The organism is Sphingomonas sp. Root710 (assembly GCF_001429065.1).
GTDB lineage: Bacteria > Pseudomonadota > Alphaproteobacteria > Sphingomonadales > Sphingomonadaceae > Rhizorhabdus.
The window spans coordinates 937,585-962,973 of record NZ_LMIB01000012.1; the positions used below are offsets into that span (position 1 = coordinate 937,585).

At 66.9% G+C, this 25,389-nt stretch carries 31 protein-coding genes; 14 read left to right on the forward strand and 17 right to left on the reverse strand.

Going from position 1 to position 25,389, the window contains the following annotated elements; all coding sequences use genetic code 11:
• The first annotated feature begins 10 nt into the window (after positions 1–10).
• From ASE00_RS14290 to ASE00_RS14325, 8 genes are all read left to right on the forward strand, one after another.
• Positions 11–334 (forward strand): non-heme iron oxygenase ferredoxin subunit, encoded by a 324-nt coding sequence (locus ASE00_RS14290; RefSeq protein ID WP_235538678.1) that lies wholly within the window; start codon positions 11–13, stop codon positions 332–334.
• 175 nt (positions 335–509) lie between these two features.
• A complete protein-coding gene (locus ASE00_RS14295; protein WP_162256462.1) occupies positions 510–2,162 on the forward strand; it encodes an FAD-binding protein in 1,653 nt (550 codons plus the stop codon).
• A gap of 1 nt (position 2,163) precedes the next feature.
• Positions 2,164–2,640 (forward strand): nuclear transport factor 2 family protein, encoded by a 477-nt coding sequence (locus tag ASE00_RS14300; protein ID WP_056381299.1) that lies wholly within the window; start codon positions 2,164–2,166, stop codon positions 2,638–2,640.
• 90 nt (positions 2,641–2,730) lie between these two features.
• Positions 2,731–3,396 (forward strand): NAD(P)-dependent oxidoreductase, encoded by a 666-nt coding sequence (locus tag ASE00_RS14305; RefSeq protein ID WP_082594706.1) that lies wholly within the window; start codon positions 2,731–2,733, stop codon positions 3,394–3,396.
• 59 nt (positions 3,397–3,455) lie between these two features.
• Entirely contained in the window at positions 3,456–4,091 is a 636-nt protein-coding gene (locus ASE00_RS14310) for a TetR/AcrR family transcriptional regulator (protein WP_056381303.1), read from the forward strand.
• 87 nt (positions 4,092–4,178) lie between these two features.
• On the forward strand, positions 4,179–4,679 hold the full coding sequence (locus tag ASE00_RS14315) for a hypothetical protein (protein ID WP_056381305.1): 501 nt from the start codon (positions 4,179–4,181) through the stop codon (positions 4,677–4,679).
• Positions 4,680–4,726: 47 nt separating this feature from the next.
• Positions 4,727–5,287 carry a hypothetical protein gene (locus ASE00_RS14320; protein WP_056381307.1) on the forward strand — a complete coding sequence of 187 codons (561 nt, stop codon included), beginning with the start codon at positions 4,727–4,729 and terminating at the stop codon, positions 5,285–5,287.
• A 58-nt stretch (positions 5,288–5,345) separates the two neighbouring features.
• Positions 5,346–5,531, forward strand: a complete 186-nt coding sequence (locus tag ASE00_RS14325) for a hypothetical protein (protein ID WP_056381309.1) — start codon at positions 5,346–5,348, stop codon at positions 5,529–5,531.
• Positions 5,532–5,576: 45 nt separating this feature from the next.
• On the opposite strand, the gene ASE00_RS14330 is transcribed toward ASE00_RS14325, so the two are convergent.
• Genes ASE00_RS14330 through ASE00_RS14340 form a run of 3 tightly spaced genes read right to left on the reverse strand, consistent with a single transcriptional unit; the run spans position 5,577 to position 10,845 of the window.
• Complete coding sequence (locus ASE00_RS14330; RefSeq protein ID WP_235538679.1) at positions 5,577–8,582, reverse strand: CHAT domain-containing tetratricopeptide repeat protein; 3,006 nt, start codon at positions 8,580–8,582, stop codon at positions 5,577–5,579.
• Between the two features lie 5 nt (positions 8,583–8,587).
• Positions 8,588–10,411 carry a M48 family metalloprotease gene (locus ASE00_RS14335; RefSeq protein ID WP_056381314.1) on the reverse strand — a complete coding sequence of 608 codons (1,824 nt, stop codon included), beginning with the start codon at positions 10,409–10,411 and terminating at the stop codon, positions 8,588–8,590.
• 50 nt (positions 10,412–10,461) lie between these two features.
• On the reverse strand, positions 10,462–10,845 hold the full coding sequence (locus tag ASE00_RS14340) for a hypothetical protein (RefSeq protein ID WP_056381315.1): 384 nt from the start codon (positions 10,843–10,845) through the stop codon (positions 10,462–10,464).
• A gap of 248 nt (positions 10,846–11,093) precedes the next feature.
• On the opposite strand from ASE00_RS14340, the gene ASE00_RS14345 reads away from it, so the two are divergent.
• Complete coding sequence (locus ASE00_RS14345; protein WP_056381318.1) at positions 11,094–11,399, forward strand: hypothetical protein; 306 nt, start codon at positions 11,094–11,096, stop codon at positions 11,397–11,399.
• Positions 11,400–11,403: 4 nt separating this feature from the next.
• Here ASE00_RS14345 and ASE00_RS14350 read toward each other — a convergent pair whose 3' ends face one another.
• Positions 11,404–11,721: a DMT family transporter gene (locus tag ASE00_RS14350; RefSeq protein WP_056381320.1), complete on the reverse strand. Its 318-nt coding sequence runs from the start codon at positions 11,719–11,721 to the stop codon at positions 11,404–11,406.
• A gap of 45 nt (positions 11,722–11,766) precedes the next feature.
• On the opposite strand from ASE00_RS14350, the gene ASE00_RS14355 reads away from it, so the two are divergent.
• Complete coding sequence (locus ASE00_RS14355; RefSeq protein WP_056381321.1) at positions 11,767–12,417, forward strand: DUF1345 domain-containing protein; 651 nt, start codon at positions 11,767–11,769, stop codon at positions 12,415–12,417.
• Positions 12,418–12,441: 24 nt separating this feature from the next.
• On the opposite strand, the gene ASE00_RS14360 is transcribed toward ASE00_RS14355, so the two are convergent.
• The 3 genes from ASE00_RS14360 to ispG all read right to left on the reverse strand — a co-directional run bounded on the left by ASE00_RS14360 (position 12,442) and on the right by ispG (position 15,108).
• Positions 12,442–12,921 (reverse strand): GNAT family N-acetyltransferase, encoded by a 480-nt coding sequence (locus ASE00_RS14360; RefSeq protein WP_056381323.1) that lies wholly within the window; start codon positions 12,919–12,921, stop codon positions 12,442–12,444.
• Positions 12,918–13,802, reverse strand: coding sequence for a DMT family transporter (locus tag ASE00_RS14365; protein WP_156405448.1), 885 nt, complete (start codon positions 13,800–13,802; stop codon positions 12,918–12,920). The genes ASE00_RS14360 and ASE00_RS14365 overlap by 4 nt, the downstream gene beginning before the upstream one ends.
• Before the next feature lie 181 nt (positions 13,803–13,983).
• Positions 13,984–15,108: a flavodoxin-dependent (E)-4-hydroxy-3-methylbut-2-enyl-diphosphate synthase gene (gene ispG / locus ASE00_RS14370; RefSeq protein WP_056381328.1), complete on the reverse strand. Its 1,125-nt coding sequence runs from the start codon at positions 15,106–15,108 to the stop codon at positions 13,984–13,986.
• Positions 15,109–15,194: 86 nt separating this feature from the next.
• On the opposite strand from ispG, the gene ASE00_RS14375 reads away from it, so the two are divergent.
• The 4 genes from ASE00_RS14375 (at position 15,195) to ASE00_RS14390 (ending at position 17,980) form a co-directional block, all read left to right on the forward strand.
• Positions 15,195–16,151, forward strand: coding sequence for an isoaspartyl peptidase/L-asparaginase family protein (locus ASE00_RS14375; protein ID WP_056381344.1), 957 nt, complete (start codon positions 15,195–15,197; stop codon positions 16,149–16,151).
• Positions 16,151–16,999 (forward strand): S1/P1 nuclease, encoded by an 849-nt coding sequence (locus ASE00_RS14380; RefSeq protein ID WP_056381346.1) that lies wholly within the window; start codon positions 16,151–16,153, stop codon positions 16,997–16,999. Before ASE00_RS14375 ends, ASE00_RS14380 begins: the two co-directional genes overlap by 1 nt.
• A 102-nt stretch (positions 17,000–17,101) precedes the next feature.
• Complete coding sequence (locus ASE00_RS14385) at positions 17,102–17,551, forward strand: hypothetical protein (protein WP_056381349.1); 450 nt, start codon at positions 17,102–17,104, stop codon at positions 17,549–17,551.
• Between the two features lie 6 nt (positions 17,552–17,557).
• Positions 17,558–17,980 (forward strand): hypothetical protein, encoded by a 423-nt coding sequence (locus tag ASE00_RS14390; protein WP_056381351.1) that lies wholly within the window; start codon positions 17,558–17,560, stop codon positions 17,978–17,980.
• A 150-nt stretch (positions 17,981–18,130) separates the two neighbouring features.
• On the opposite strand, the gene pal is transcribed toward ASE00_RS14390, so the two are convergent.
• The 10 genes from pal to ruvC form a co-directional block, all read right to left on the reverse strand.
• Positions 18,131–18,658, reverse strand: coding sequence for a peptidoglycan-associated lipoprotein Pal (gene pal / locus ASE00_RS14395; RefSeq protein WP_414819851.1), 528 nt, complete (start codon positions 18,656–18,658; stop codon positions 18,131–18,133).
• Positions 18,659–18,730: 72 nt separating this feature from the next.
• Entirely contained in the window at positions 18,731–20,053 is a 1,323-nt protein-coding gene (gene tolB / locus ASE00_RS14400) for a Tol-Pal system beta propeller repeat protein TolB (RefSeq protein ID WP_056381354.1), read from the reverse strand.
• A 74-nt stretch (positions 20,054–20,127) separates the two neighbouring features.
• Complete coding sequence (locus tag ASE00_RS14405) at positions 20,128–20,925, reverse strand: hypothetical protein (protein WP_235538680.1); 798 nt, start codon at positions 20,923–20,925, stop codon at positions 20,128–20,130.
• Complete coding sequence (gene tolR / locus ASE00_RS14410; RefSeq protein ID WP_056381359.1) at positions 20,925–21,422, reverse strand: protein TolR; 498 nt, start codon at positions 21,420–21,422, stop codon at positions 20,925–20,927. Before tolR ends, ASE00_RS14405 begins: the two co-directional genes overlap by 1 nt.
• The gene (gene tolQ / locus ASE00_RS14415) at positions 21,422–22,120 is read right to left on the reverse strand and encodes a protein TolQ (protein ID WP_056381361.1); all 699 of its coding nucleotides are present in this window, start codon (positions 22,118–22,120) and stop codon (positions 21,422–21,424) included. The genes tolR and tolQ overlap by 1 nt, the downstream gene beginning before the upstream one ends.
• A gap of 3 nt (positions 22,121–22,123) precedes the next feature.
• A complete protein-coding gene (gene ybgC, locus ASE00_RS14420) occupies positions 22,124–22,567 on the reverse strand; it encodes a tol-pal system-associated acyl-CoA thioesterase (protein ID WP_056381363.1) in 444 nt (147 codons plus the stop codon).
• A gap of 285 nt (positions 22,568–22,852) precedes the next feature.
• Positions 22,853–23,884 carry a Holliday junction branch migration DNA helicase RuvB gene (ruvB, locus tag ASE00_RS14425; RefSeq protein ID WP_056381365.1) on the reverse strand — a complete coding sequence of 344 codons (1,032 nt, stop codon included), beginning with the start codon at positions 23,882–23,884 and terminating at the stop codon, positions 22,853–22,855.
• A complete protein-coding gene (locus ASE00_RS14430; RefSeq protein ID WP_235538681.1) occupies positions 23,877–24,278 on the reverse strand; it encodes a GFA family protein in 402 nt (133 codons plus the stop codon). Before ASE00_RS14430 ends, ruvB begins: the two co-directional genes overlap by 8 nt.
• A complete protein-coding gene (ruvA, locus tag ASE00_RS14435; RefSeq protein WP_056381367.1) occupies positions 24,275–24,874 on the reverse strand; it encodes a Holliday junction branch migration protein RuvA in 600 nt (199 codons plus the stop codon). Before ruvA ends, ASE00_RS14430 begins: the two co-directional genes overlap by 4 nt.
• The gene (gene ruvC / locus ASE00_RS14440; protein ID WP_056381369.1) at positions 24,871–25,368 is read right to left on the reverse strand and encodes a crossover junction endodeoxyribonuclease RuvC; all 498 of its coding nucleotides are present in this window, start codon (positions 25,366–25,368) and stop codon (positions 24,871–24,873) included. Before ruvC ends, ruvA begins: the two co-directional genes overlap by 4 nt.
• Positions 25,369–25,389: the final 21 nt, after the last annotated feature.

The following is a 25,389-nucleotide window of genomic DNA, read 5'->3' on the forward strand; positions in this document are numbered from 1 at the left end:
GAAAGACGAGATGATGGTCACATGGTTCGATGTCGGGCCAGAGGGTCTGGTTGCCGAGGGAGAAGTCGTTCCGGTCAGCGCCGGCGGCAAACCCATCGCGCTCTTTTTACATGAGGGCGCGCATTATGCGGTCTATGACCTTTGCACCCACGGCGAAGCCCAGCTTTCCGACGGCTGGGTCGAGGATGGCTGCATCGAATGCCCCCTGCATCAGGGCAAATTCTGCATCAAGACCGGCGAAGCGCTGACGACGCCCGTCACCGAACCCGTGGCCACCTTCGAAACCCGCGTCTCGGACGGACGCATCGAGGTTGCGATCGCGACCGCCGAATGATCGCGGTCGATTAGCCCTTCCAGCGCCGTCGGCGGTGATCCCGAGCCGATCTTCCCGCGCCCAGGGGCTTGAGGACGAAATTTCACCAGCAAACCACGCTCACTTCATTTAAACAGCCGTTTACTTATCCGTGAAGTCGGGATAGTGCGGCCGATGAGAATGGATGGTGAGCGGCATGACCTGGGATGAGGAATTCGATTTTGTCTGCGTCGGCTCCGGCGGTGCGGGCATGGCGGGTGCGGCGGCGGCGGCCGTGCACGGGGCCCGGGTGCTGCTGATCGAAAAGACCGGCATGCTGGGCGGCCTCACCGCCTTCTCGGAGGGGGAGATCTGGGTGCCCGCCAATTTCGTGCAGAAGCGCGAGGGGGTGGAGGACAGTCTCGACGAGGCGCTGACCTATCTCGCCTTCCTGTCGGCGGGGCTCGGCGACGCGGACCTGCGCGAGCATTTCACCGTCAAGATGAACGAGGCGATCGAATTCTTCGAGGATCATGCCGGCTTCGCGCTGAGCATCATGCCCAACCGCACCGACTATTTCGACGGCCACGCCCCGGGCGCGAAGGGGCCGGGCCGCTATCTGGAGGTCGGCCCGTTCGACACGCGGCAGCTGGGCGCATTCGAGCCGTTGCTGATCCTTTCGCCCTATACCTCGTCGCGCCTCACCCAGACCGACATCGCCGCAGTCAATGGCGGGCGGGACGAGGCGGCGCCCGACAATATGAAGCCCGAGCTGGTCGATCTCGTCGCGCAACGCACCGCCGGTCATCTCGTCTGCGGCGGCGCGGGCGTGGTTGCGCGGCTGATGGACACGGCCCTTCGCCATGGCGCACAGATCCGCACCAATGTGAAGGTGGAGCGGCTGATCGGCGAGGATCAACGCATTCTGGGCGTCGAGGTCTCGACCCCCGAGGGGCGGCGCCGCATCCGCGCGCAGGCGGTGCTGCTCGCGACCGGCGGCTATGACTGGAACCCCGAGCTCGTCCGCCTCTACGAGCAGCGCGCCGATCTATACACCGTCACCACCCCCAACCAGACCGGCGACCATATGGTGATGGCGGGCGACGTCGGCGCGGCGATCGCGATGCGCAACCCGCTGTTCACGCCGCTGCTCAACGGCACCCGCGTCCCCCACCCCGACGCCCCCGGCGGCATGTTCAGCATGCCTCTGTTCGCCGGGCGGCCGCACATGATCTTCGTCAACAAGGACGGACGACGCTTCGCCGACGAATCCTTCCATCCGGGCATGCACGCCGCCCAGGCGCAGTTTGACGGGCTGACGATGAGCACGCCGAACCTGCCGACCTTCTTCGTCTTCGATCAGACCTATCGCGACAAATATGGCATCGGCCCCTTCGGCCATGACGGCCCGATCCCCGAGAGCGTCGCGGTGCAGGGCGACAGCCTGGCCGAACTCGCGAAACGGGCCGGGATCGACGGCGGCAATCTCGCCGCCACGGTCACGCGCTTCAACGCCTTCTGCGCGCAGGGCCGTGACGAGGATTTCGGCCGGGGCTCGCGCCCCTGGGGCAAGATATCGATCGGCGATCACACCATGCCGAACCCGCTGCTCGGCCCAATCGAAAAGGGGCCTTATTATGCGATCAGGCTGGTCCAGATGACGGCAGGCGTCCCCTCCGCTGGCCTGAAGATCGACGGCGCAGCGCGGGTGATCAGCACGCGCGGACGGCCGATCGCCGGGCTCTACGCGGCGGGCAACGCCGCCGGGGTGGTCGATACGATCGGCTATCAGAGCGGCATGTCGATCTCGCGCGGGATCACCCATGGCTATCTGGCGGGCTGCGACGTCGCGGCGTCGCGGGGGTCATAATATGGCCACGCTGCAAGCGCTGCTCGACAAGCGCGCACTAGACGACCTCGTCCACATCACCGTCACCGCGCTCGATAGCGGGGAATGGGACGTCTATCGCGCGGGTTTCGCGGCGGACGCGACCTTCCTTCTGCCCGATCACACCGGGTCGGGCGAGAAGACCATCGTCACCGGCGTCGACAGCTTCATACCCATCGTCAGGGCCGTGCTCGGCGGGTTCGACGCTGTCCAGCACCACATCACCAACATGGTCCACCGGCTGTCCGGCGATGAAGCCGCGACCCGTTGCTATGTGATCGCCGAGCATTTCTTCGGGCGCGCGCCAGGCGAGAACAGCCTGTCGGTCGGCGGCCATTATGACATCGCCGCGCGCCGCGAACAGGGCGCGTGGAAGCTGTCCGCATGGAACTTCACGCCCGCCTGGACGCGCGGCAACCCCAGTCTGTTCGATCAGGCGGCGGGCCGACGGGCACCTTGATGTTCCTGACGGACAAAATCCTGCGTTCTTGCCGGAAAGACAGGCTCGTTTAAGCAGCCCGCGAACGTCCCAAACAGAGGGAGACGAAGTATGAAGGTTGCGGTTTTGGGTGCGAGCGGCAGCACCGGCGCACTGGTCGTCGACACACTGCTGGCCAAGGGTCACCAGATCGTCGCATTGTCGCGATCGGCAGTACCCGCGCGCCTGCCAGTGTCGCACTTCACGCAGAAGGCGGGCGACCTGACCGATGCCGATTTCCTGCGCGGCGCGATCACCGGCTGCGATGCGGTGATCTCCTGCATCGGGCAGAACCGGGCGTCGAAGAGCCTGTTCGCCAAACGCGTCTCGCCTGCCGACATCCTCCAGCGGGTCGCTGCCGCGACGATCGCGGCGATCGGCGATGGTCCGCAGCACTTCATCTATCTCAGCGCCTTCGGCGTCGGCGCCGACCGCCGGAAACATGCGCTGATGTTCCGCATCATCCTGCGGCTGAGCGCGATCCACGAGGCCTATCTCGACCATGACCTCGCCGAAGCCGCGATCGGCGCGTCGGGCCTGCGCTGGACGATCGTCCGGCCTCCCGGCCTGACTGACAATGATGAGGCGGTTCCGCTGATCGACAAGAGCGAGCGCTGGTCATCCTTCGAGACGGTGTCGAAGCGATCGGTGGCCGCCTATCTGGTCGAACGGGCCGAGGAAGGCGGCCCGCTCGGCCGGACGATCACCGTCGGTCAGGCGGTGCCCGCCAAGGGCTGAACCCGCCCGGCGTCGCTCATCGGTAGACGCCGGATCGGCCGCATGCCAATAGCCGGTCCATGTCCGGACCGACGCCTCCATCCCCGATCGACACGCCGTTCCAGTCGCGCGCCGACCGCGAGCGTGAACGCGAAGCGAAACGGCAGGCGGTGCTGCTCGCCGCGGTGCGCATGTTCAACGAGCGCGGCTTCCGCGAAACCTCGCTCGACGACGTCGCGGCCAGCCTCGGGGTCACCAAGCCGGTCCTCTACCATTATTATGGCAACAAGGATCAGATCCTGTCGGCGTGCATCGACGCCGGACTGGCGCAGTTGCGGCCCGCGGCGGAACAGGCGCGGGTACTGCCGGGCACCGGGCTCGATCGGCTCAAGGCCTTCCTGATCAGCTATGCCGAACTCAACATGACCGATTTCGGGCGGATTTTCGTGTTGACCCGCCCCGAAGCGCTGAGCGCCGAAAGCGGTGCGCGATTCCGCGCCTTCAAGCGCGAGATCGACGGCGCGATGCGCGAGCTGATCGCCGCCGCCGCCGCCGACGGATCGGCCGTCGTCGTCGACGTCAAGCTGACCACCTTCGCACTGGCAGGCGCGCTCAACTGGCCCGCCCGCTGGTATCAGGAAGGCGGCGAGCGCTCCGCGGCGGACATTGCGCGGGCGCTCGTAGCAACGCTCTGCGCGGGTCTCGAACCCCGCTGACAAGCTGCGTCGTTACAGCCCGTGACCCGACGCTGCCGATAGTATATCCTCGCCGCCGATGCATCGTCCTTCAGGGGGAAGCTCGTCATGATCCTCGGCCTATCGATACCGGCGTTCACCCAGCTCCATGTCGTCATCAGCCTGATTGCGATAGCGTCGGGACTGATCTGGCTCGTCGCCCTCGCGCAGGGCCGCTGGCTGGCGCGGACCAACATGGTCTTTCTGTCGACCACCCTGTTGACCAGCCTCACCGGCTTCCTCTTCCCCCTGACGGCGCTGACCCCGGCGGCGATCACCGGGCTCGTGTCGCTCGCGGTGCTGACCGTCGCGGTGGCGGCGATCGGGCCGTTCAAGCGGCAGGACGGCTGGAACAGCGCCTATACCGTCAGCGCGACGATCGCGCTGTGGCTGAACTGCTTCGTGCTGGTCGTGCAGTCCTTCCTCGAGATCGGCGCGCTCAACGCGCTGGCGCCGACCCAGACCGAGCCGCCCTTCGCCGCCGCGCAGGCGATCGTCCTCGCCATGCTCGCGCTGCTCGGCTTTCTTGCCGTCCGGCGCGGCAGGCCGGCCCAAGCAGCCGCCGCCTGAAGCGGCAGCCGCTTTCCTCCTCGGGACATTTGCCGTTAGAGTAGGCCATGCTCCGCATCGCCCCGCCCCTCGCCACGCTCGCGCTGATCCTCGCCCTGCCCGCGCGCGCCGCGCCCGAAAATGCGAGCGCCAGCGCGCCCGCGAACGAGACGGCCCCCGCCAATGAAAGCGCCCCGGCCGAGCCGGGCCGCCTCAAATCGGTCGGCGAGAGCGCCGGCCGGATCGCCTCGCAGCCTGTCAAGGACGTCGGCGTGGCCAAGACGACCATCCCGCCCGTGCTGATCGCCGCGAGCCAAAACCCCTATGACATGAAGGGCATCAAGACGTGCCGCGACATTTCGGCGGCGTTCCACGCGCTGACCGATGTGATCGGTCCCGATTTCCAGGCTGGCGAGGTCAAGAAGGAGAACAGGGCCGGCAAACTGGCCGAAGCGGGCGGGCAGACCGTGGTCAACTCGCTGATCCCGTTCCGCGGCCTCGTCCGCGAAGTGACCGGCGCGGCCCCGGCGCAACGCCGCCTGAACCGCGCCTTCGATGCGGGCTATGCCCGGCGCGGCTTCCTGCGCGGCATTCATCAGACGCGGAAATGCAGAACGAAGCTCTTTTGAGCTAGCCGGGATTTCTCAAAGCGCTAAGCTCCTCCCCCAAGCATAGGGAGAGGAATTCATGCTCGTCATGTTCGTCGGCGCCGACCGGGTCGAAACCGCGGTCAACGCATCCCAGGTTACCTTCATCTCTTCGGTCAGCGACGGCACTCGCATCCGCTTCGGCGAAGGCCGCAGCGTCACCGTCACCGAACCGATGGCCGAGGTGGTCGACAAACTCAACCAGGGGCTAAGACCGCACGAATGAGTCCTCCATCCGCTCATCCCGAGTAAGGGCTGAGCGGGCAGGGTATCAATTCCCGTCGCTGCCGATCACCGTGAAGGGCGCCCATGCGGCGGGATGCGCCCAGCTCTCCTGCCAGCCGGGGAGCGCGCTGCCATCAGTGCGGCGGCCGGTCCGCACCACCCTCATCGCGCGTTGCAGCGCCGCCGCGCGGCTGAGGCCCGCCTGCCGCGCCGCCAGCGTCTCGACGGTCAGCGCGGCGGTGGGATCGTCGGCGACCCGCCAGCGGCTCGCCAGCAGCGACCCTGCCCCCGCATAGAGGAAGGCGCGGCCCAGGCTCGACAGGCTGTCCGCGCCCGGCGTCCCATCGGCAGAGGCGGTGTTGCACGCCGACAGGATCACCCAGTCCGCCGACAACCGCATCCCCGCGACTTCGGACGCGGCAAGCAGCCCGTCATCCTCGGCGGAGACCTGCGCGGGCGGGGTGAAGGCGAGGCCGGGTTCGCGCAGACCGCCGATCTCGCCCGGCAGGATGCCATGGGTCGCGAAGGCGATGATCCGCGCATGGCCGATCGCCGGATCGCGGCGCACCGATCCTTCGGTCGCCGCCTGGCCGAGATGGAGCCGCTCAGGCCCCGCCCTGAGCGCCGCCGCCATCGCCTTCAATTCGACCTCGGTGCCGGGCAGCGGGCTCAGCTCGCGTAGCGCCGTCGCGTCGGCCAGGCCGATACCGGCGCGGTCGACCGGCTGCGGAATCCGCAAGAAAGCGTCGAGTTTGCGATCGGGGCTCGCCGGGCCGAGGAACAATGGCGCGCCATAGCCGACGAAGCGGTCGTCGTCCGCGCCCCCCTGCGCCGCCTTGCTGCTCGCGGCGCGCAGCACCGACACCGCCGGCAGCACGGTGATCGCATAGCGGTCGCTCAGCCAGGACACATCCTCCGCGCCGGGCGCGGCGGTGGACAACAGGCCGAGCGGCAGTTCGGCGAGCGCGCCGCCGGTGACCACGAACAGCGCGCTCATTCCTTTCAGCGCGGATTCGACCGGCGCGACCAGGCCGCGATAGAGGGTGAAGGCCCTTGCCCGGTCGAAGGCAGGCCAATCGCCCGAGCGGCCGCCGCAACTCTTGGGATCGACCTGGCAGCGCAGCACCCGCACCGATGCGGCGGCGGAGGCCACGCCGCCGTCGAGCCGCGACCAGGCGACCGCCCTGGGGCCGATCGCAAAGCTGTAGAGATCATCGCCCGCCGGGACGATCAGCAGCAGCCCCGCGTCGCGCGTCAGCCGCGCCTGTGCATCGCGCAATGGCAGGCCGTTCGTTCCGATCAGCCGGGCATAATCGGGAAATGCCGTCCTCAACGCGCGGTCGGCCTCGGCGAGTTCCTTCGTCGCCGCGTCGAGGTTAGAGCGGGTTGCCGCCGCATTGGCGGCATCGCCGCGCAGCAATTGCCGCAGCAAACGCGCATCGAGTTCGGCGGTCCGATCGGACAGCGCCTGCTGGCGGCGGACGAGCTCGCCGAGCGGCCCGTCCCCGGCGGCGGTGCGCGCGGCGGTGCGCGCCATGCTGCGCGCGGCGGCGGAAACCGACAGGTCCTGCGCGGCGAGGAAGGCCTCGGCCCGCAAGGCGGCGGCCTGTCCTGGCATCGCGGCGGCGCGCGCCCAGCTCGCGCGGATCAGCGTCGCGAACGCACCCGCCAGCGGATCGCGGCGGACCGCGTCGCCGCCCGCTTGCTGCGCGGTGTCACCATTACGGCTCTCGCCGACCCGGCCGAGCCGGCGGCGCCGGACGATCTCCGCGGCTTCACGTGCAGCATCGACCGCATCACGGGTGCGCCCGAGCGCAAGGAACAGTTCGGCCTGATCGGTCAGCGCCTCGGCGAGCGCGGGATGATCGCCCCCGAACGCCGTCCGCCGGGTCGCGACCGCCATTTCGTAGAGCGGCAGCGCCCGGCCATAAGCCTTTTGTGCGACGAGATTGTGGCCCAACCGCAGTTGCGCGGTGGCGATGTCGGGATGCCCGGGGCGCAACGCAGCGGTGCGAATAGCCAGTGCCTGCGCGAACAGCCGCTCGGCTTCCGCTGCCTTGCCCTGCCGCTCCAGATTGACCGCGACATTGGACAGGCCGATCGCGGTTACCGGATGGTGATCGCCATAGACCGTCCGCCAGATCGACAGTGCCCTGGCATAGAGCGGCGCGGCGCTCGCATAGTCTCCCTGCCGGTTCAGATTGTGCGCAGCATTGTTGTAGCTGGTCGCGGCGGCGAGTCCGTCGGGGTCGAGCGCGGCGCGGATTTTCAGCGCGCGCGCATAGGCCGGAGCGGCATCGGCATAGCGGCCCTGTCCATCCAGGTTGAAGCCGAGATTATTATAGCTTGTCGCGACCGCCGGGTCCTTCGGGCCGAGTTCGGAAATCCGCACCGCCAGCGCCTGACGATAAAGTGGTTCCGCCTCGAGCGGGCGCCCGAGCGCGTCTAGATTGGCAGCGACATTGCTCTCGATCAGCGCGAGATCGAGATCCTCGGGGTCCCAGTTCTGCGCGATCGTTAGCGCCTTCGCATAGAAATCGCGCGCCTCGGTGAAGCGCCCCTGCCGCCCCAGCGCATAAGCGAGATTGTTATAAGCGAGCGCCGCCGGACGCCCGGCCTTTCCCTTAGCCAGTGCACGGGCCAGCGCGGCGCGGTACAGCGCCTCGGCCTCGTCGAACGCGCCGAGCGCCTGAAGGTTGGCGCCGAGGTTCGAGGCCGCCTGTTCGGACAATTCATGACCAGCACCGAGCCTGCCCGTGAAGATCGCCAGCGCGCGGCGGTACAGCGGGGTCGCCTCGGCTGGCTTGCCCTGCTCGACCAGCCAGCCCGCGATCAGGGACAGCGTGCCGCCAACCTCGACATGGTCCTTACCTTTCTCCACCTCCTCGATCGCCAGCGCCTCGCGGCCGAGTGCGACCGCTTCGTCCCACCGCCGCGCGGCGGTGGCCGCCTGGATCTCGGCCTCGATCCGCGCGAGCCGGTCGTCCGTTCCGGCCGCAGCCAGCGGCGACGCGCCGGCCAGCGCCAGCGCGATCAGCAAAGCGCGCCGCATCGAGGTCAGCTGCCGAAGGGCAATTTGATGCCGAGCGGATTGGCCTGTTGCTGCGCGGCTTGCGGCATCGCCGCCTTGCAGCGCTCGGTGATATAGTCGCGACCCTTGATCCCCATGCAGGCGGTGTAGATCGATTGCGCGCCCGCCATGTCGCCGGCGGCGATGCCGCGCTTGATCTCGATGCTCTTGAAATGATCGGGATCACGGAAACGCGCCTTGCCCTCGGAGATCAGGCTGTCGCTGTCCCGGATGTCGCCCGCGCCCAGCTCCATCTCGGTATAGGTTTCGTAGAGCTGGAGATTTTGGATCGGGCCGCCGCGCCCGGCGTCGAAGAAGCTTGCCGCCGCCGCCACATTGCCCTGGTCGCGCGCCGCCAGCCCGGCGACATAATTGACGAACACCGGGGCGGAGCGGCTGCCCGCGCCGAGCGCGCGGAGCTGCGCGGTGGCCCCGGCATAATCCTGCGCGAAATAGCTGCCGCGCGCCTTGAGATAGGCGTTGCGGATGGCGATGGCGCGGCCATAGTCCGGCCTTGCCTTGATCCGGCCGATCAGCGCGCCGGTGTCGATCGGCGGATCGGCGGTCGGGTAACCCGCCTGGAAATAGGCGGCGAGGCCCTTGCGGCGTTCCTCGGGCGGCAGATGGGTGTCGCCGCCCAGCGACTTGGTGATGTTGCCCATATTGTTGAGCAATGCCCCGCCCGCGCTCTTGAGCAGGCTCGATCCAAGACCCTGGAAACCGGCAGCGCCACCGGTCAGGCTGCTGGTCGTGACGGCGTTGTTCGCGAAACCCTTCATCGTCTCGGCAAGGCTCGCCTGCACCGCGTCCGCCGCTGCCTTGCGCTTGTCGCGGGACGCCTTTTCGGTCGCGAACGCCTTTTGCAGCCGGGCGAAGACGTTTGCGTAGCTGTCGATGGTGACGTTGCTGCGCACCAGCAGGTCGATCGCCAGCGCGTCGGCCTGGTTCTCCTGATCGCGGTTCCACGACGGCGCGAAGATGTCGTCGACCGCGAAGCGCAACGCCTCGGCGATCGGCGCGGCCGTGCGCGCGCCCGATTCCATCCCGCCCTGCATGCTGGTCAGCATGTTCGCGCCGCCGCCGCTCTTCTTCATCGCGTTGAAGGCGCTGCCCGCCTGCCAGGCGACCGACACCGCCTGGGTCGCGCCCTTCGCCCCCGCAATCGTTTCCGCCTTGGTAAAATGGCCGAGCAGAAGATGCGAATATTCATGCGCGAGGACGAACAGCACTTCGGAATCCGACTGCGCGGCTTCTAGCAGGCCCATCGAGACGATGATCGTATTGTCGGGCAAAGCCTGGGCCTGATAGGCCTCGTCGGCGCGGAACAGGATGCGCGGGGTGCGCTCGAGCGGCGCATAGGGCCATGCCTTTGCAAAGGATTCAAGCACCGGCCGCAATTCGGCTTCCAGCGCGGGTGACGCCATCAGGTCCATCCGCGCCGAACGGGTGTTCATCACCTGCGCCGACAGGCCCATCGCGCCCGCCGTATCGCCGACCCCGGTGCGCATCTTCTGGTTGGTGACGCACAGGTCGCCCGGATCGAGCGTCGAGATATAGGGTGCCTTGTCGATCGAGAATTTGCCGCGCGCCTTCTTGTCGAGCTTCTTCGCAGGGACGAGCGCCCCGGCCGCCGGGACCGGGCAGCCGGTCAGCGGCACATAGGGCGCATCGGGCAGCATCGCGATTACGGGCTCGGCAGGAGCAGCGGGCTTTGCTGCGGCGGGCGCCCTTTTCTTCTTTGGCGCGGCGCCGGCCATCGGGGCAGCCCCCAGCGCGACCGTCAGCGCGGCCAGCATCAAACCATGTCGCATGTCAAAGCCTCCTGTTGCCCCCCAGTTGGCCCCCTCGAACCCGTGCGGTGTTACTTGCTCCCGCCGCAACCGAGCCCCAGCGACTGCTGCAGCCCGTCTTCCTCCATCTTCGCGAAACTCATCGCATTGGCATTGCAGGTGATCGCCGCGAGATCGCCGACATAGTCGACCGTCGACAACCGCAGCCAGGCTAGCTTGCCGTCGAGTTGAACGCCGACGAACCCGGTCTTGGCGCGGACGACGCGCGCGCCGGGCGATCCAGCCGCCGGCATCGAGGCGACCGGAACGTCGCGCAGCTTGGTCCCGGCATCGTCATAGATCGGCAGCGGATCACGCTTATAGGCCTGGATCGACGGCGCATCGGCCGCGTGTGCCGCAACGCCCGCCATCGCGAGCGCGGCGATCATGACGAAACGCGACATCCGAGCGGCCATATTCTTCCCCTGTCTAGGCCCGCTTTCCTATACGGAGCGAAGCGCGGCCCGGTTGCCCTTGCAGCAAGACGATTTCACCGAAACATGACCTTAGGGGCAAACCGGATGCGGAACTGTTGCGCGCGTCACAGTCCCGCTTTTTCCTGCCTGCCGCGGTCATAGCATGGATCGGTCCCGGCTTCGCGCGATTCGTGGGCATGCGGAACCAAAGACCGCCCCGGCGCTTGATCGCGTCGAGGAGAGAGACGATGGGTGAAGAACCGCTCAACCTGCACGCCGGGCACATCAAGCCGGACGGCGAGGGCCGCGAACTGGTCTCCGGCGAGGAAATCCAGCGTCGCGTCCAGGCGATGATCGACGCCGATCCCCGGTTGCGCGATTGCGACAAGAAGGTGCTCGCGCCGATGCCGAAGCCGACCGCGAGCGAAAGCCCGACCGGCTGCAACTGGACGATGCATTATCTCGGCCAGTTTCCCGGCTGCGAACCGGTGATCGACGAGATCGTCGAGCTGGTCCAGCATGAGGTGAATATCGGGCGGTCCGCGAGGCTTTGACGGGTCAGTGCGCCGTCAGCTTGAGCCCGGCGATGCACGCGACGATCGCGAAGATCAGGACGATGCGGATCGGGGTGGCGGGTTCGTGAAACCAGATCATGCCGATGATGACGGTGCCGATCGCGCCGATCCCGCCCCACACCGCATAAGCGGTGCCCATCGGGATCGACCGGCTCGCCACTTCGAGCAGCGCCATCGAGAGGCCGACCGAGACGAGGAAACCCAGCGTCCAGAGGATGTTGCGGAAGCCATCGACAAAGCGCAGGCATGTGGTGAAGCCCACCTCGAAACAGCCGCCGATGATCAGCCAGACCCATGCCATGCGCGGGCCATAGCCGACGCATCGGCAGCACGCTAGGATCAGCGCATGGCAGTTCGAAGCACGCCCGCCCTCGGCCACCGTATCGCCCCGCCACGCTTCATCGCCTTTGCCGTCGTCACCTTGCTGGGGTTCGGCGTGGCGACATGTTGGGCCGATTGGAGCCAGGCCGCGTTAATCGCTTTCGACGCTGGCGGGGTGCTGTTCCTGTTGTCCTGCATCCCGTTACTCGGCCATGAAGCCGACGACATGCGGTCAGCCGCGCAACGCAACGATGCCAACCGCGCGGTCCTTCTCGCGATCACCGGGATCGTCTGCACCGTCGTACTGGTCGCGATCGCGGTGGAGCTGTCGCAGAAGTCGCAGATGCGTGCCGGGAACATCGCGCTGATCATCGCCACATTGCTGATCGCCTGGTTGTTCAGCAACATGATCTACGCGCTGCATTACGCGCATCTCTATTACAGCCCCAAACCCAAGACCGGCGGGGATTGCGGCGGGCTCGATTTTCCCGGAGACGGCGACCCCGACTATTGGGACTTCATCTATTTCGCCTTCACGCTCGGCATGACCTTCCAGACGTCCGATGTCGGCATACCCGCGCGCGGCATCCGCCGCGTGGCCACCTTTCATTGCTTTGCAGCGTTCGTCTTCAACATCGGCGTGCTGGCGTTCACGATCAACGTGCTGGGGGGATAAATCCTGCCCCATCCCGGGCTGGAATTAGTTATCCTGTAGCGCCTTCAATTCTTCGCCATCGAGCCGCCACGGCTCCCAGCCCTGCATGTGCCGCGCCCCGAGCCGCCGGTAGAAGCCCTTCGCCAGCTCGTTCCAGTCAAGCACGCCCCAGTCGAGCCGCGCGCCGTCATGCGCCTTCGCCTCGTCGGCCAGCGCCTTGACCAGCGCACGCGCGACCCCGCCGCCGCGCACCGCCGGATCGACGAACAGGTCCTCCAGATAGATGCCGTGCTTGCCGGTCCACGTGGAGAAGTTGAAGAACCACACCGCGATACCGACGACCGCGCCGTCCACCTCGGCGACATGCGCGAACACCTTTGGCGCATCACCGAACAGCAGCGCGGCCAGCCCCTCCGGGGTCGCCTTCACCGCATCGGGCTCGCGCTCATAGGTGGCGAGCGCGCGGATGAGGCGGATAATGTCATGCTCGTCGCCCGGGCGGGCACGGCGGATCGCAAGCGTCATGGAATCACATCCCGTTCGAGATCGGGCGAGCGCGCCGCCCACCAGCAGCCGCCGACAATCAGCGCCGCTCCGGCCAGCGTCGCGAGGCCGATATGTTCGCGGAAAAAGACCCAGCCCCACAGGCTGGCCCAGATGAAGGCAGTAAACTCGACCGGCGCGAGATAGCTCGCCTCGGCGCGGGCATAGGCCCAGCCCAGCAAGGCCAGCGACACCGTGGCCAATAGCGCCGCGAAAACGATCATCGGGGCATGTTCGGCGGGCGGCAGCTCGGCGAACCAGGGCGCCGCGACCGAGAGACAGATCGCGACGACCGCGCTCTGGAAGAAGGCGACCTCATAGGGATCGGCAAGTTGCGCCTGCCGCCGCATCAGAATGATGTTATAGGCATAGGCCACCGCCGAAAGCAGCACCGCGACCGCCCCCCACAACACGTCGGGGCCCATTTTCGCCGAAGCCTGCCCCCACAGGATCACCAGCACCCCGGCAAAGGCGAGCAGCGAACCGAGCAGCGCGCCGCGCTGCATCCGCTCCTTGAGCAGCAGCACCGCAAGCCCCTGCGCGATCAGCGGGGCGATGAAGGTCAGGGCGATCGCCTGCGCCATCGGCGTGCGGGCGAGCCCCCAGAAGAACAGCATCGCCATCACCGCCGACACCGCGCCGCGCTCGAGATGCAGCTTCATCGCCGCGCGCGACGGTCGCGCCGGACGCCGCCACAACCAGGGCGCGCCGCTGACCACGATTCCCGCGATGCTGCGCCAGAGCAAAGTGTTGTAGGTCCCCATCGCCAGGCTGAGCGCCTTGATCACCGCGTCCATCGACGCGAACACCGCGATGCCGAGACAAGCGACCGTGAAGGCAGCCGCGAGCGAGGACTGCTTCATCAAGAAATAATCCGCTCATCCTGAGTAAGGGCTGAGCCCTTCGACGTCGCCTGCGGCGTCGCTCTGGATAAACTACGCCGAAGACCGCATCGAAGGACGGCTCCTTCGAGACGCAACTTCGACAAGCTCAGTTGCTCCTCAGGATGAGCGGGAGAGAAAATAGCCGCCAGCGTCGAAAGCCTCATTCCGCCGCTTGCGCCTGCGCCGCTTCGGCGGCCTCGATCTCGGCGGCCTTCGCCTCGACCAGCTTGACGATATGATCGACCATGTCGGCGTCCTGCACCGTGTGGTCGGTGACCCCCGACAGATAGACCATATGCTTGCCCGCGCCGCCGCCGGTCAGGCCGATATCGGTTTCGCGCGCTTCGCCGGGGCCGTTGACGACGCAGCCGAGCACCGACAGCGACAGCGGCACGCGGATGTGCTGGAGGCGTTCTTCCAGCGTCTGAACGGTGCGGATGACGTCGAAGCCCTGGCGGGCGCAGCTCGGGCAGGAGACGACGCGAACGCCGCGGTTGCGGATGCCGAGCGCCTTCAGGATCTCGAAGCCGACGCGGACCTCCTCCTCGGGTTCCGCCGACAGCGAGACGCGGATCGTGTCGCCGATTCCGGCCCACAGCAGATTGCCGATGCCGATCGCCGACTTGACGGTGCCGCCGATCAGCCCGCCCGCCTCGGTGATGCCGAGGTGGAGTGGGCAATCGACCGCTTCGGCGAGCCCCATATAGGCCGAAACCGCGAGGAAGACGTCGGACGCCTTCACCGCGACCTTATATTCGTGGAAATCCTGGTCCCGGAGCAGCTTGATATGGTCGAGCGCGCTTTCGACCAGCGCCTCGGGACAGGGCTCGCCATATTTCTCGAGCAGGTCCTTCTCGAGACTGCCGGCGTTGACGCCGATACGGATCGAACAGCCGTTCGCCTTGGCGGCGCGAACCACCTCTGCCACCCGCGCCTCCGAGCCGATATTGCCTGGATTGATCCGCAGGCAGGCCGCTCCCGCATCGGCGGCTTCGAGCGCACGCTTATAGTGGAAATGAATGTCCGCGACGATCGGCACATTCGCGGCGCGGACGATCTGCTTGAGCGCCGCGGTGGACGCCTCGTCGGGACAGGAGACGCGGATGATGTCCGCGCCCGCATCCTCGCAGCGGCGGATCTGGTCGATCGTCGCACGGATATCCTCGGTCGGGGTATTGGTCATCGTCTGGACGGTGACGGGCGCGCCGCCGCCAACGGCGACATTGCCGACCATGATCTGACGGGACTGGCGGCGCTGGATGTCGCGCCACGGACGAATGGACATTGATGTAAGCTCTTTGAAAAGTCTCGGGACCCGTATAGGCCCTTCGAGCGTCGATATGAAGACGCTCCCCAATTTCAGGTAGAAGCATGGCCAGGAACCGCCAGATCATATCGCATTGGACCGGCCCGACCGAAGGCTGGACCCTTGTCATCCACGGCGGCGCGGGGCAGTTGCGCCGCGAGCAGGTCGGCGCGGAGAGCGACGGCCATGCCCGCGCTGCGATGGCCGCTGCCCTGGAAGCGGGCGAGACGATCCTGGCCGGCGGCGGCAGTGCGCTCGACGCAGTCGAGGCCGCGGTGCGCGTGCTGGAGGACGACCCGCATTTCAACGCCGGGCGCGGTTCGGTGTTCAGCGCCGAGGGGATCAACGAGCTCGACGCCGCGGTGATGGAAGGCGCGACCCGCGAGGCGGGCGCGGTGAGCGCGGTCACCAAGGCCAAGCATCCGGTGACGCTGGCCCGCGCGGTGATGGAGCAGAGCCCGCACGTCATGCTGACCGCGGCGGGCGCAGATCGTTTCGGTGCCGAACATGGACTGGAACAGGCCGCCCCCGCCTGGTTCCACACCGACGAGCGCTGGCGGCAATATGAAGAGCTGCGCGCGGGCGGCACCTTCGACGCCGACCTGAAATACGGCACGGTGGGGGCGGTCGCGCGCGACAGCCGGGGTCATGTCGCCGCCGCGACCTCGACCGGCGGGCTGACCGGCAAGCGCTGGAACCGGATCGGCGATTCGCCGGTGATCGGCGCGGGCACCTGGGCCGACGATCGCGGCGCAGCCACCTCCTGCACCGGCTCGGGCGAACATTTCATCCGGGTCGGCGCGGCGCACGAACTGTCGGCGCGGGTGCGCCTCGCGGGGGCGACGCTGGGCGAGGCGGGCGACGGCGTGATCGCGGAGATCGGCGCGCTCGGCGGGGTCGGCGGGCTGATCAGCGTCGACCATAAAGGCCGCGGCGGCTGGAGCTTCAACAGCGGCGGCATGTATCGCGGCATGGCGCGCGCCGATCATCCGCAGGTCGTGGCGATATACGGCGACGAGTGATGCTGCGCTGGCTGTTTGCGCTGGCGGCCCTGTGCGGGTTCGCCAGCCCCGCCGCAGCCTGGTGGGAATATGGCCATGAGACGATAGCGACGATCGCCATGGCCTCGGTGAAGCCGGAGACGAAGCGCGCGATCACGCGGCTGCTGGCCCGGTCCGACCTGCTCGAAACCCCCGCCTGTCTGGCGCGCACGATCGAGCAGGCGTCGGTCTGGGCCGACTGCGTCAAGAACAAGCCGTACCGCGACCGCTACAGCCACGCCTATAACTGGCATTATCAGAATGTGGATGTCTGCCAGCCGTTCGACCTCAAGGCGAACTGCCCCGACGGCAATTGCGTGTCGCGCCAGATCGAGCGGATGTCGCGGCTACTCGGGGACCGCAGCGAACCGCTCCGTGTTCGGATCGAGGCACTCGTCTTCCTCGTTCATTTCATGGGTGACCTGCACCAGCCACTCCACGCCGGCGACCGCCATGACCGCGGCGGCAACGACCTGAAGGCCGATTACGGCTTCAGGCCCAACACCAATATCCACAGCATCTGGGACGGCCTGCTTGCCGACCGGGCAATCTCGACCCCGCCGGGCGGACCACTCGGGCTGTTGTCAGAGGTGCCCGCCGCCGAGCGCCCGGCGATGGTGCAAGGAACGGTGGAGGATTGGAGCCGCGAGAATTGGCAGGTTGCGCACGATGCCTATCAGGCGCTGACCGGAGATGCCTGCGGCCCGAAACCCGCAACCCGTCCGGTGCTGACCAATGCGAAGATCGTCGAGCTGATCCCGGTCCTGCGCCTGCAGGTCGAGCGCGGCGGGCTGCGGCTGGCGCGGATGCTCGACGAGGCGTTGGGTTAGAAACCGCTTGCGTCCTCCCAGCGAAAACTGGGATCTCACTTGTCTTTGCCGCAAGAAGGCAAGCAGATTCCAGCTTTCGCTGGGATGACGGCTGGGGGTTGAATGCGCTATTTCCTCGATACCGAATTCAACGGCTTCGGCGGCGAACTGATGAGCCTCGCGCTGGTCCCCGAATACGGCGACCAGGACTATTATGTCGTGATCCCGATCGACGGCCCCTTTCATCCCTGGGTCGAGAAGCATGTCGTGCCCTATCTGGAAAGCGTGCCGCCCATGCTGCTCAACCGGCTCGACCGGATCGCCGCCGCGCACGACATCGCCGCCTATCTGGCGCAGGACCGCGACGTGACGATCATCGCGGACTGGCCCGAGGATATCGCGCTGTTCTGCCGCCTGCTGCTGGTCGGTGAGACCGAGATCGTCGACGTCAAGCATATGCGTTTCGAATTCCACCGCACCCCCGGTTTTTCGACCGCACGCAACAGCCAGGTGCCGCACAATGCGCTGCACGATGCGCGGGCGCTGCGCGATCACTTCGTCTCGCTGGACTGATCCGGCATGGCGGTTCCGATCATATCGGCGGTCACGGGCCGCAGTTTCGAGGGCACCGTCGCGCTGGCAATGCAGGCGGCGACGGAGACCGGCGGGCCGGTGATGATGTTCTTCGCCGACATCGCGGTACAGGTCGATCCGGGCGACGATGCCGCGACGGTCGCGCGCAACTATGACGAGACGGCGGCGCTGGTCTTCGCCCGCCTTGCCGCGCGTCCGCTGCTGACCGAACGCGCGCCCCAGCGCGGCGACATCATCGAGACGCTGGTCGACGATCATAGCACCCGGACGATGAAGGGGGCGGCGGGCGTGGTGACCGATGTCGAGACGAGCCTGGGCGATGCGGTCCACAGGATCGTGGTCCGCTACGCCAAACGGACGGTCGATTATGTTCCCGAGGACTTCGAGGATCTGCGGTTCGTGCGGTGACATCGCGCCTCCCCTCCCGCTTGCGGGAGGGGATTGAGGGGTGGGCTTCCGCACTTCCGGCAAAAAGAAAGGTCGGAGGCATCGAGCCTCCGACCTTTCTTGCCCACCCCTACGCCCCTCCCGCAAGCGGGAGGGGAAGGAAGGTCGAACTTAGTTCGGCACCACCGTGACGGCGCGGCGGTTCTGGGCCCAGCTGGCTTCGTCCGAACCGGTCGCGACCGGGCGTTCCTTGCCATAGCTGATCACCGAGAGGCGTGACGCGGCGATGCCGGCGTTGACCAGATAGTTCTTCGCGGCATTGGCGCGGCGGTCGCCGAGCGCAAGGTTATACTCGCGGGTGCCGCGTTCGTCGGCGTGGCCCTCGATCGTCACCGCGACGTTCGGGAACTTGGTCAGCCACGCCGCCTGCTTGGTCAGGATCGCCTGGCTCTCTGCGTCGATGTCATAGAGATCGGTGCCGAAATGGATCGTGTCGGTGCCGGCCTGCTCAAGGAAATCGGCGCGCGAACCGGGAACGGTGGTGGTGGTCGGCGCGGGCGGCGGGGCTTCGGGTGCGGGGGCGGGAGCCGCCGCCGGGGGAGCCGGGGGAAGTTCCTCGACCTTCTTCTTGCTGCAGGCCGCGACGCTCAGCGCCAGCGCGGACACCAGAGCGATTCTCATCGTCAGATGCGCCATCATGATTCTCCTTCTTCGAAACTGATTACGGTTGGATAACGTGTTTTATTCCACTTTGGTTGGAAAAATCCCCGTTTACGGCAACAACGGTCCCCAGGCCGGGTCCGATCCGTCGAGCGGCGTCGGCACCGGACGTTCGTTGACGCCGGTAAGATCGACCGACCAGAGATCGGCCTTGCCCGAGCCCTGACCGGTGCGGAAGAACATGATCACCCGGCCATTGGGCGACCAGCTCGGGCCCTCGTCCTGCCAGCCATTGGTCAGGATCTTCTCACCTGATCCGTTCACCCCCATCACGCCGACCGCGAAGCCGCCGCCAATCCTGGTGAAGGCGATCAGGTCGCCGCGCGGGCTCCACACCGGCGTGGCATAGCGCCCGCCGCCGAAGCTGATCCGGTTCTGGTTCGAACCGTCGGCGTTCATCACATAGAGTTGCTGGGTGCCCGAGCGGTCGCTTTCGAAGACGATCTTCGACCCGTCGGGCGAATAGCTCGCGCCGGTGTCGATGCCCGGCGAGGTGGTCAGCCGCTCCGCGCGGCCGCCGCCCGAGGGCACGCGATAGAGATCGGTGTTGCCGCCGACCGCCATCGAGAAGACGATGAAGCGGCCATCAGGCGAGAAGCGCGGCGCGAAGGTCATGTTCGGCTGGTCGACGACGAGCCGCTGCTTGCCCGAGCCGACATCATAGACGTACACGCGCGGCCGCTGGCCGGTGTAGGACATGTAGACCAGCGTCTGCCGATCGGGCGCGAAGCGCGGGGTCAGCACGATCGTCTGGCCGTTGGTGATGAAGCGGTGGTTCGCCCCGTCCTGGTCCATGATCGCCAGCCGCTTGGTACGGTTGGTCTTGGGCCCGGTTTCAGAGACATAGACGACCCGGCTGTTGAAATAGGGCCCCTCGCCGGTCAGGCGGGTATAGACCATGTCCGAGCATTTATGCGCCGCCTGCCGCCATTGCGACGGCTGAACGATGAAGCCGTTGCGGGTCAGTTCGGTCTTCGCAAGCACGTCGAAAAGATAGCAGGCGACGGTCAGCGAACCGTCGCCGTTGAGCTGGACGAAGCCCTGCACCAGCGCCTGCGCGCCACTCTGCGTCCAGAACATGAAGTCGGGCGCATTGGTCTGCGCCTGGCTCACCGTCTGCAACGCGCTCTTCGGCAGCGGATTGAACAGGCCGCTGTTCTTCAGGTCGTTGGTGACGATGTCGGCGACCCGCTGACCCAAAGAGGCGGTATCGCCCGCGGGGGTGTTCTGCACCGAAGGGGTCGCCATGCCCGGAATCGCGATCGGCATCGGCTGTGCGACGCCGCCATTGATATCGACTTCGAGTTGCGCGTGGGCCGGCATGGCGGCGGCAAAGATCGCGACGAATAAGGACAGGGCAAGGGGAAGGCGCATTCTCGTCTCCTGTGCCCCTGCTTTCCTATGTAGAGCCGAAAGCGGGGGGATAAGTCAAATCTCGTCTGGTCTGGTCAGCCCATCTGCGCGGGCCGGAAGTTGAAGATCAGGTCTTCCCAGCCACCCTCATAGAGGTCGGCGGGGAGTTTGTAGGGAGCGCAGCGTTGCAAGGCTCGGCGCGCGGCCTCGTTCATTTGCTGCATATAAGGCTGATTCGATCCAGTGACGCCCGCATTACCAACCACCTCGGGCGCGACGGCGATCGAACCATCTTTCTTGAGCCGCATCCGGACCTTGGTGATGATGGCCAGGGCATCGGTGCCACCTGTCGGAATCGTGTAGCAGGGCTTCACCTGACTAGCGATCAGCGCGACGAGCCCGTTCATCGCGATCGGGCTGATCGCGGCGACGCGGGGCGCGGTGGCCTTGCCGGTCGATTTCTCGACCGGAATGCCCTTCAGGAAATCGGTGCCGAGCGAGGTCGCCTTCGGCTTGGCCTTCGCCGGTGGCGCGGGCGGGGCCGGTTTGGCGGGCGAGGTCTTGGGTGCTGGCGGTGCGGGTTTCTCGGCGGCCTTGGGCGAAGGCGCAGGCTTGGGTGGCGATGGTGTGGGTTGGGACGGGGTCGGTGCGACCTCGGGCGGGGCTTCCTCCACCGTGGGGGCGACCTCCGGGGCCTCGGCAGCCTGTGGCGCTTCCTTAGACATTTCGGGCGCGGCAGAGAGCAGCCCCGCCTTGTCGACCAGCATCACGTCCATCGGCTCGCTGAGCTTGGGCATTTTGCGGACGCTCATCAGGTTGAGCGACAGGATCGCCAGCAGGGCGACATGCCCCACGACCGATAGCCCCAGTCCTGCCCGCTCGGCCTTCTGCATCAGGGGACCGCCGGTTCCGGCACTTCGTCGCCGTCGATGCGACCCCCACCGGTCGACGAACCCTCTTCGCTCTCCCCCATCGTCACCAGCGCGACGCGGTTGAGACCGGCATGGTTGAGCGCGCCCATCACCGCCATGACGCGGCCATAGTCGAGCGCCTTGTCGGCGCGCAGGAAGATCTGCGGCCCATCCTTGCCCTTGCCCGACTTGGCGGCGATCTGGGCGAGCTGATCGGGCAACGCCGCCATCTGCACCTCGCGATCGTCGATGAACACCGCGCCGCTCTTGTCGATCGACAGCTGGACCGGCTTCTTGTCCTGATCAAGCGCGCCCGCCGAGCTCTCGGGCAGGTCGACCGGCACGCCCGCGAGCAGCAGCGGCGCGGTGACCATGAAGATGATCAGCAGCACCAGCATCACGTCGACCAGCGGCGTGACGTTGATATCCGCCATCGGCGCGCGACGGCTACCCCGGCCTGAAACCGGCCCCATCGCCATTATGCGCGCTCCAACTCGCGGCTGAGGGTCATGTGCAGCGCATCGCCGAAGCGGTGGAGCTGGCCCTCGATCTTGCCGACCTTATGGAGCAGGCGGTTATAGGCGATGACCGCCGGGATGGCCGCGAACAGGCCAAGCGCGGTGGCGAACAGCGCCTCGGCGATGCCGGGGGCGACGACACCGAGCGAGGTGTTCTGTGACGCGGCGATATCGGTGAAGCTGCGCATGATGCCCCAGACGGTGCCGAACAGCCCGACGAAAGGCGCGACCGAGCCGACCGTGGCGAGGATGTTGAGCCGGTCCGACAGGCGGTCCACCTCCGCCGCAGCCGCCGTCGACATCGCATTGGCGAGCCGCGCGCGGGTGCCGTCGCGATCAACCGGCTTGCCGGTACGCACCGAGCGCCGCCACTCGGCGACCCCGGCGGAAAAGACCTTCGCGGCGGGCACGTCCTGCCGCCCCGGCCCCTCGTAGAATTTGTCGATATCCTCCGACTTCCAGAAATCGGCCTCGATCGTCTTGCTGGCCTTGTAGGCGCGGCCGAGCGCCATGCTGCCCGACAGGATGATCGTCCAGGTCCAGATGCTCGCGAGCAGCAGCCCGATCATGACCGTCTTCACGACGATATCGGCCTGCAAGAACAGCGCGATCGGCGACATTGCCGATGTCGATGCGGCGACCGCCACGTCCTGCATCATCACTTATTCGGTCCCTTTCAATCGTTCGAATATGTCGATCCAGTGGCGCGGCTGACGCTTCGGCCGACCATTGGCCCCTATCAGGGCGACCGAGACATCGGCTTCCACCAGTGTTTCGGTGCTTCGCATGACTCTCTGATGAACGGCGCACAGGGCGCCGCGCATTTCGGTCACTCGGCTGATCACGAGCAGATCGTCGTCGAGCCGCGCCGGCGCCCTGAAGCGCAGACCCAGTTCGGCTACAACATAATTGCCCTCGCCGCGTTCCAGCGCACCGCGCTGATCCACCCCCGCCACGCGCATCATGTCGGACCGGGCCCGCTCCATGAAGCGCAGATAATTGGCATGGTAGACGACCCCGCCGGCGTCGGTGTCCTCGAAATAGACGCGCAGCGCGAACAGGTGCGCTCCCGCTTCGAAGCGGCCGGAATAGGGCGTTTCATCCATGCTGAACGCTTTCTAGGCGATCGGGAGCCGAAATGAATCACTTTTGTAGGGTAGGAAGGCGGCTTGTCCCGGCTAAGCGTCATCCCGGCGATGTACGGAGATGGGGTGGAGGTCATTCCCAACCGCATTCAACACAACCCCGTCATGCTGAACTTGTTTCAGCATCCACCGGGCGGCAGGGGTAAAGCAACAGGCTCCAGCGAAGGCCCTGTCGCACTTCCTCCAATTTTATCAGAGCGGCCTGGTGGATCCTGAAACGAGTTCAGGATGACGAGTTCCTAACGTTCAAACCCCATCGAACAACCCATCCTGACCAGCCTCGGGCGGCGGGTTGAGGCCGAGATGCTTCCACCCCCGGCCGTTGAGGCAGCGGCCGCGCGCGGTGCGGGCGATCAGGCCGAGCTGGATCATATAGGGCTCGATCACATCTTCGATCGTGTCGCGCGGTTCGGAGAGCCCGGCGGCGAGCGTCTCCACGCCGACCGGACCGCCACGATAGATGTCGGCGATCATGTGGAGATAGCGCCGGTCCATCGCGTCAAGGCCTAGCGCATCGACCTCCAGCCGGGTCAGCGCCTGATCCGCCACCGTCGCGTCGACAACCTCCGCGCCTAGCACATTGGCGAAGTCGCGGACGCGGCGCAGCAGCCGTCCGGCGATGCGTGGTGTACCGCGTGCACGGCGCGCGACTTCCATCGCCCCATCCTGCGCGATCGGGAGGTTGAGCAGCCGCGCGGCGCGGCTGACCACACGCTCCAGCTCCTCGACCGTATAGAATTGCAGGCGGATGGGGATGCCGAAGCGATCGCGCAAGGGCGTGGTGATCAGCCCCTGCCGGGTCGTCGCCCCGACCAGCGTGAAGCGCGGCAGATCGATCCGCACGCTGCGCGCCGACGGCCCCTCGCCGATCATCAGGTCGAGCGCGCGATCCTCCATCGCCGGATAGAGCACCTCCTCCACCGCCGGCTGGAGGCGGTGGATCTCGTCGATGAACAGGACGTCGCCGTCCTCGAGATTGGTGAGCAGCGCCGCGAGATCGCCCGACTTGGCGATCACCGGGCCCGATGTCGCGCGGAAGCCCGCGCCCATCTCCTTGGCGATGATCTGCGCGAGCGTGGTCTTGCCCAGCCCAGGCGGGCCGAAGAACAGGACATGGTCGAGCGGCTCTCCGCGCTGGCGAGCCGCCTCGATGAACACACGCAGATTGTCGCGCGCCGCCTGCTGCCCGACGAACTCCTCGAGCGACTTCGGGCGCAGCGCCGCGTCGACATCTTCGGGGCGGCGCGATCCGGCGACGAGGCGATCACTGTCAGTCATGATGCTCGATAGCCTCGCCGGTCAGGTCGAGCCAAGGGGCCTTGCGCGCCTCATAGACCGAGAATTGCGGCTCCGGCACCTCGGTTCCGGCAAAGCCGCCCATCGCCACCGCGCGCACGCCGGGCATCGAGTCGAGATCGTAGAAGAGGGTCGAGCCGCAGACCGGGCAGAAATGGAAGCTCGCCTTGCTGCCGCTGGCGTTGGTCCGCGTCCAGCTCGCATAATCGCCGCGCACGGCGACATTGTCGGTCGGGAAGCGGATCTGGGCCGAGAAGGCGCTGCCCGAACGGCGCTGGCAATTATGGCAGTGGCAGACCGACACGCGCACCGGCTCGCCATCGCAGGTCGCGGTAAGCTGGCCGCACTGGCAACGCGCGGTGATCGCTTCGCTCACTTCGCCGCCTTGCGCAGCGCGAGGCGCACCACTGCATCAAGGGTAGCGTCGTCGCCCAGTTCCTCGATCGCCGCGCCGACCGCCGCACTCGCCTCGGCGGGGCGGAAGCCGAGATTGGCGAGCGCCGACAGCGCGTCATTCGCGGTGCCGCCCTTCGCCGCAGCGGACGGACTGACGCCGGGGCCGATTGCGACCCCGCCCATCTTGTCCTTGAGTTCGTTGACGATGCGCATCGCCAGCTTGGGGCCGACGCCATTGGCGCGCGCCACCATCGCCTTGTCGCCGCTGGCGATCGCCCGCGACAATTCGCCCGCGTCGAGCACCGACAGGATCGACAATGCGACCCGGCCCCCGACCCCCTGCACGCTGGTGAGCAGGCGGAAGGTCTCGCGCTCCGCCGCCGAGCCGAAGCCGTAGAGGGTGATCGCATCCTCGCGCACCTGCATCTCGGTGAACAGCAGAACGTCGCCGCCGACTTCTCCGATCGCCGACAGGGTGCGGCCCGAACACCAGACCAGATAGCCGACCCCGCCGACATCGAGCACGGCATGGTCCGCGGCATTTTCGGCCAGCACACCCCGCAGCCGCGCGATCATGCGACCACCCGGCGCATCGCCCGCGCCGTCGCGATATGGTGGGCATGGGTGATAGCAACCGCGAGCGCATCGGCCGCGTCGGGCCCGGCGAGCTTCACGCCGGGCAGAAGAACCTGGACCATCGCCTGCACCTGCCTTTTCTCCGCGCCGCCCGTGCCGACGACCGCCTTCTTGAGCACTGAAGGATGATATTCGCCAACCACCAGCCCGGCGTTGGCCGCCGACAACAGCACCACGCCGCGCGCCTGTCCGAGCTTCAGTGTCGACTGCGCGTTGCTGTTGCCCAGCACCTCCTCGACCGCCGCCCCATCGGGCTGGTGCTGGTGGATCACGTCGACCAGCGCGGCGTGGAGCAACGACAATCGCCTCGCGAGTTCCATCGACGGTTCGGTCTTTATCTGGCCATTGGCGATATGCGACAGCCGGTTGCCGTCGGCCGCGATCACCCCCCAGCCGGTGGTGCCGAGCCCGGGATCGAAGCCGATCAGGATCATCGTTGCGCCCGCGCCATGTTC

Bases quoted from the DNA above. Each gene is read 5' to 3' on its own strand.
- tolQ (WP_056381361.1), bottom strand. From the start codon at position 22,120: ATGATGCAGGACGTGGCGGTCGCCGCATCGACATCGGCAATGTCGCCG.
- ASE00_RS14295 (WP_162256462.1), top strand. From the start codon at position 510: ATGACCTGGGATGAGGAATTCGATTTTGTCTGCGTCGGCTCCGGCGGT.
- ASE00_RS14350 (WP_056381320.1), bottom strand. From the start codon at position 11,721: ATGGCATGGGTCTGGCTGATCATCGGCGGCTGTTTCGAGGTGGGCTTC.
- ASE00_RS14330 (WP_235538679.1), bottom strand. From the start codon at position 8,582: ATGCGGCGCGCTTTGCTGATCGCGCTGGCGCTGGCCGGCGCGTCGCCG.
- ASE00_RS14380 (WP_056381346.1), top strand. From the start codon at position 16,151: ATGCTGCGCTGGCTGTTTGCGCTGGCGGCCCTGTGCGGGTTCGCCAGC.
- tolR (WP_056381359.1), bottom strand. From the start codon at position 21,422: ATGGCGATGGGGCCGGTTTCAGGCCGGGGTAGCCGTCGCGCGCCGATG.
- ASE00_RS14335 (WP_056381314.1), bottom strand. From the start codon at position 10,411: ATGCGACATGGTTTGATGCTGGCCGCGCTGACGGTCGCGCTGGGGGCT.
- ASE00_RS14345 (WP_056381318.1), top strand. From the start codon at position 11,094: ATGGGTGAAGAACCGCTCAACCTGCACGCCGGGCACATCAAGCCGGAC.
- ASE00_RS14390 (WP_056381351.1), top strand. From the start codon at position 17,558: ATGGCGGTTCCGATCATATCGGCGGTCACGGGCCGCAGTTTCGAGGGC.
- ASE00_RS14375 (WP_056381344.1), top strand. From the start codon at position 15,195: ATGGCCAGGAACCGCCAGATCATATCGCATTGGACCGGCCCGACCGAA.
- tolB (WP_056381354.1), bottom strand. From the start codon at position 20,053: ATGCGCCTTCCCCTTGCCCTGTCCTTATTCGTCGCGATCTTTGCCGCC.
- ispG (WP_056381328.1), bottom strand. From the start codon at position 15,108: ATGTCCATTCGTCCGTGGCGCGACATCCAGCGCCGCCAGTCCCGTCAG.
- ASE00_RS14315 (WP_056381305.1), top strand. From the start codon at position 4,179: ATGATCCTCGGCCTATCGATACCGGCGTTCACCCAGCTCCATGTCGTC.
- ASE00_RS14300 (WP_056381299.1), top strand. From the start codon at position 2,164: ATGGCCACGCTGCAAGCGCTGCTCGACAAGCGCGCACTAGACGACCTC.
- ASE00_RS14385 (WP_056381349.1), top strand. From the start codon at position 17,102: ATGCGCTATTTCCTCGATACCGAATTCAACGGCTTCGGCGGCGAACTG.
- ruvA (WP_056381367.1), bottom strand. From the start codon at position 24,874: ATGATCGCGCGGCTGCGGGGTGTGCTGGCCGAAAATGCCGCGGACCAT.
- ASE00_RS14355 (WP_056381321.1), top strand. From the start codon at position 11,767: ATGGCAGTTCGAAGCACGCCCGCCCTCGGCCACCGTATCGCCCCGCCA.
- ASE00_RS14325 (WP_056381309.1), top strand. From the start codon at position 5,346: ATGCTCGTCATGTTCGTCGGCGCCGACCGGGTCGAAACCGCGGTCAAC.
- ASE00_RS14320 (WP_056381307.1), top strand. From the start codon at position 4,727: ATGCTCCGCATCGCCCCGCCCCTCGCCACGCTCGCGCTGATCCTCGCC.
- pal (WP_414819851.1), bottom strand. From the start codon at position 18,658: ATGATGGCGCATCTGACGATGAGAATCGCTCTGGTGTCCGCGCTGGCG.
- ruvB (WP_056381365.1), bottom strand. From the start codon at position 23,884: ATGACTGACAGTGATCGCCTCGTCGCCGGATCGCGCCGCCCCGAAGAT.
- ASE00_RS14365 (WP_156405448.1), bottom strand. From the start codon at position 13,802: ATGAAGCAGTCCTCGCTCGCGGCTGCCTTCACGGTCGCTTGTCTCGGC.
- ASE00_RS14360 (WP_056381323.1), bottom strand. From the start codon at position 12,921: ATGACGCTTGCGATCCGCCGTGCCCGCCCGGGCGACGAGCATGACATT.
- ASE00_RS14405 (WP_235538680.1), bottom strand. From the start codon at position 20,925: ATGCAGAAGGCCGAGCGGGCAGGACTGGGGCTATCGGTCGTGGGGCAT.
- ASE00_RS14305 (WP_082594706.1), top strand. From the start codon at position 2,731: ATGAAGGTTGCGGTTTTGGGTGCGAGCGGCAGCACCGGCGCACTGGTC.
- ASE00_RS14340 (WP_056381315.1), bottom strand. From the start codon at position 10,845: ATGGCCGCTCGGATGTCGCGTTTCGTCATGATCGCCGCGCTCGCGATG.
- ybgC (WP_056381363.1), bottom strand. From the start codon at position 22,567: ATGGATGAAACGCCCTATTCCGGCCGCTTCGAAGCGGGAGCGCACCTG.
- ASE00_RS14290 (WP_235538678.1), top strand. From the start codon at position 11: ATGATGGTCACATGGTTCGATGTCGGGCCAGAGGGTCTGGTTGCCGAG.
- ASE00_RS14310 (WP_056381303.1), top strand. From the start codon at position 3,456: ATGTCCGGACCGACGCCTCCATCCCCGATCGACACGCCGTTCCAGTCG.
- ruvC (WP_056381369.1), bottom strand. From the start codon at position 25,368: ATGATCCTGATCGGCTTCGATCCCGGGCTCGGCACCACCGGCTGGGGG.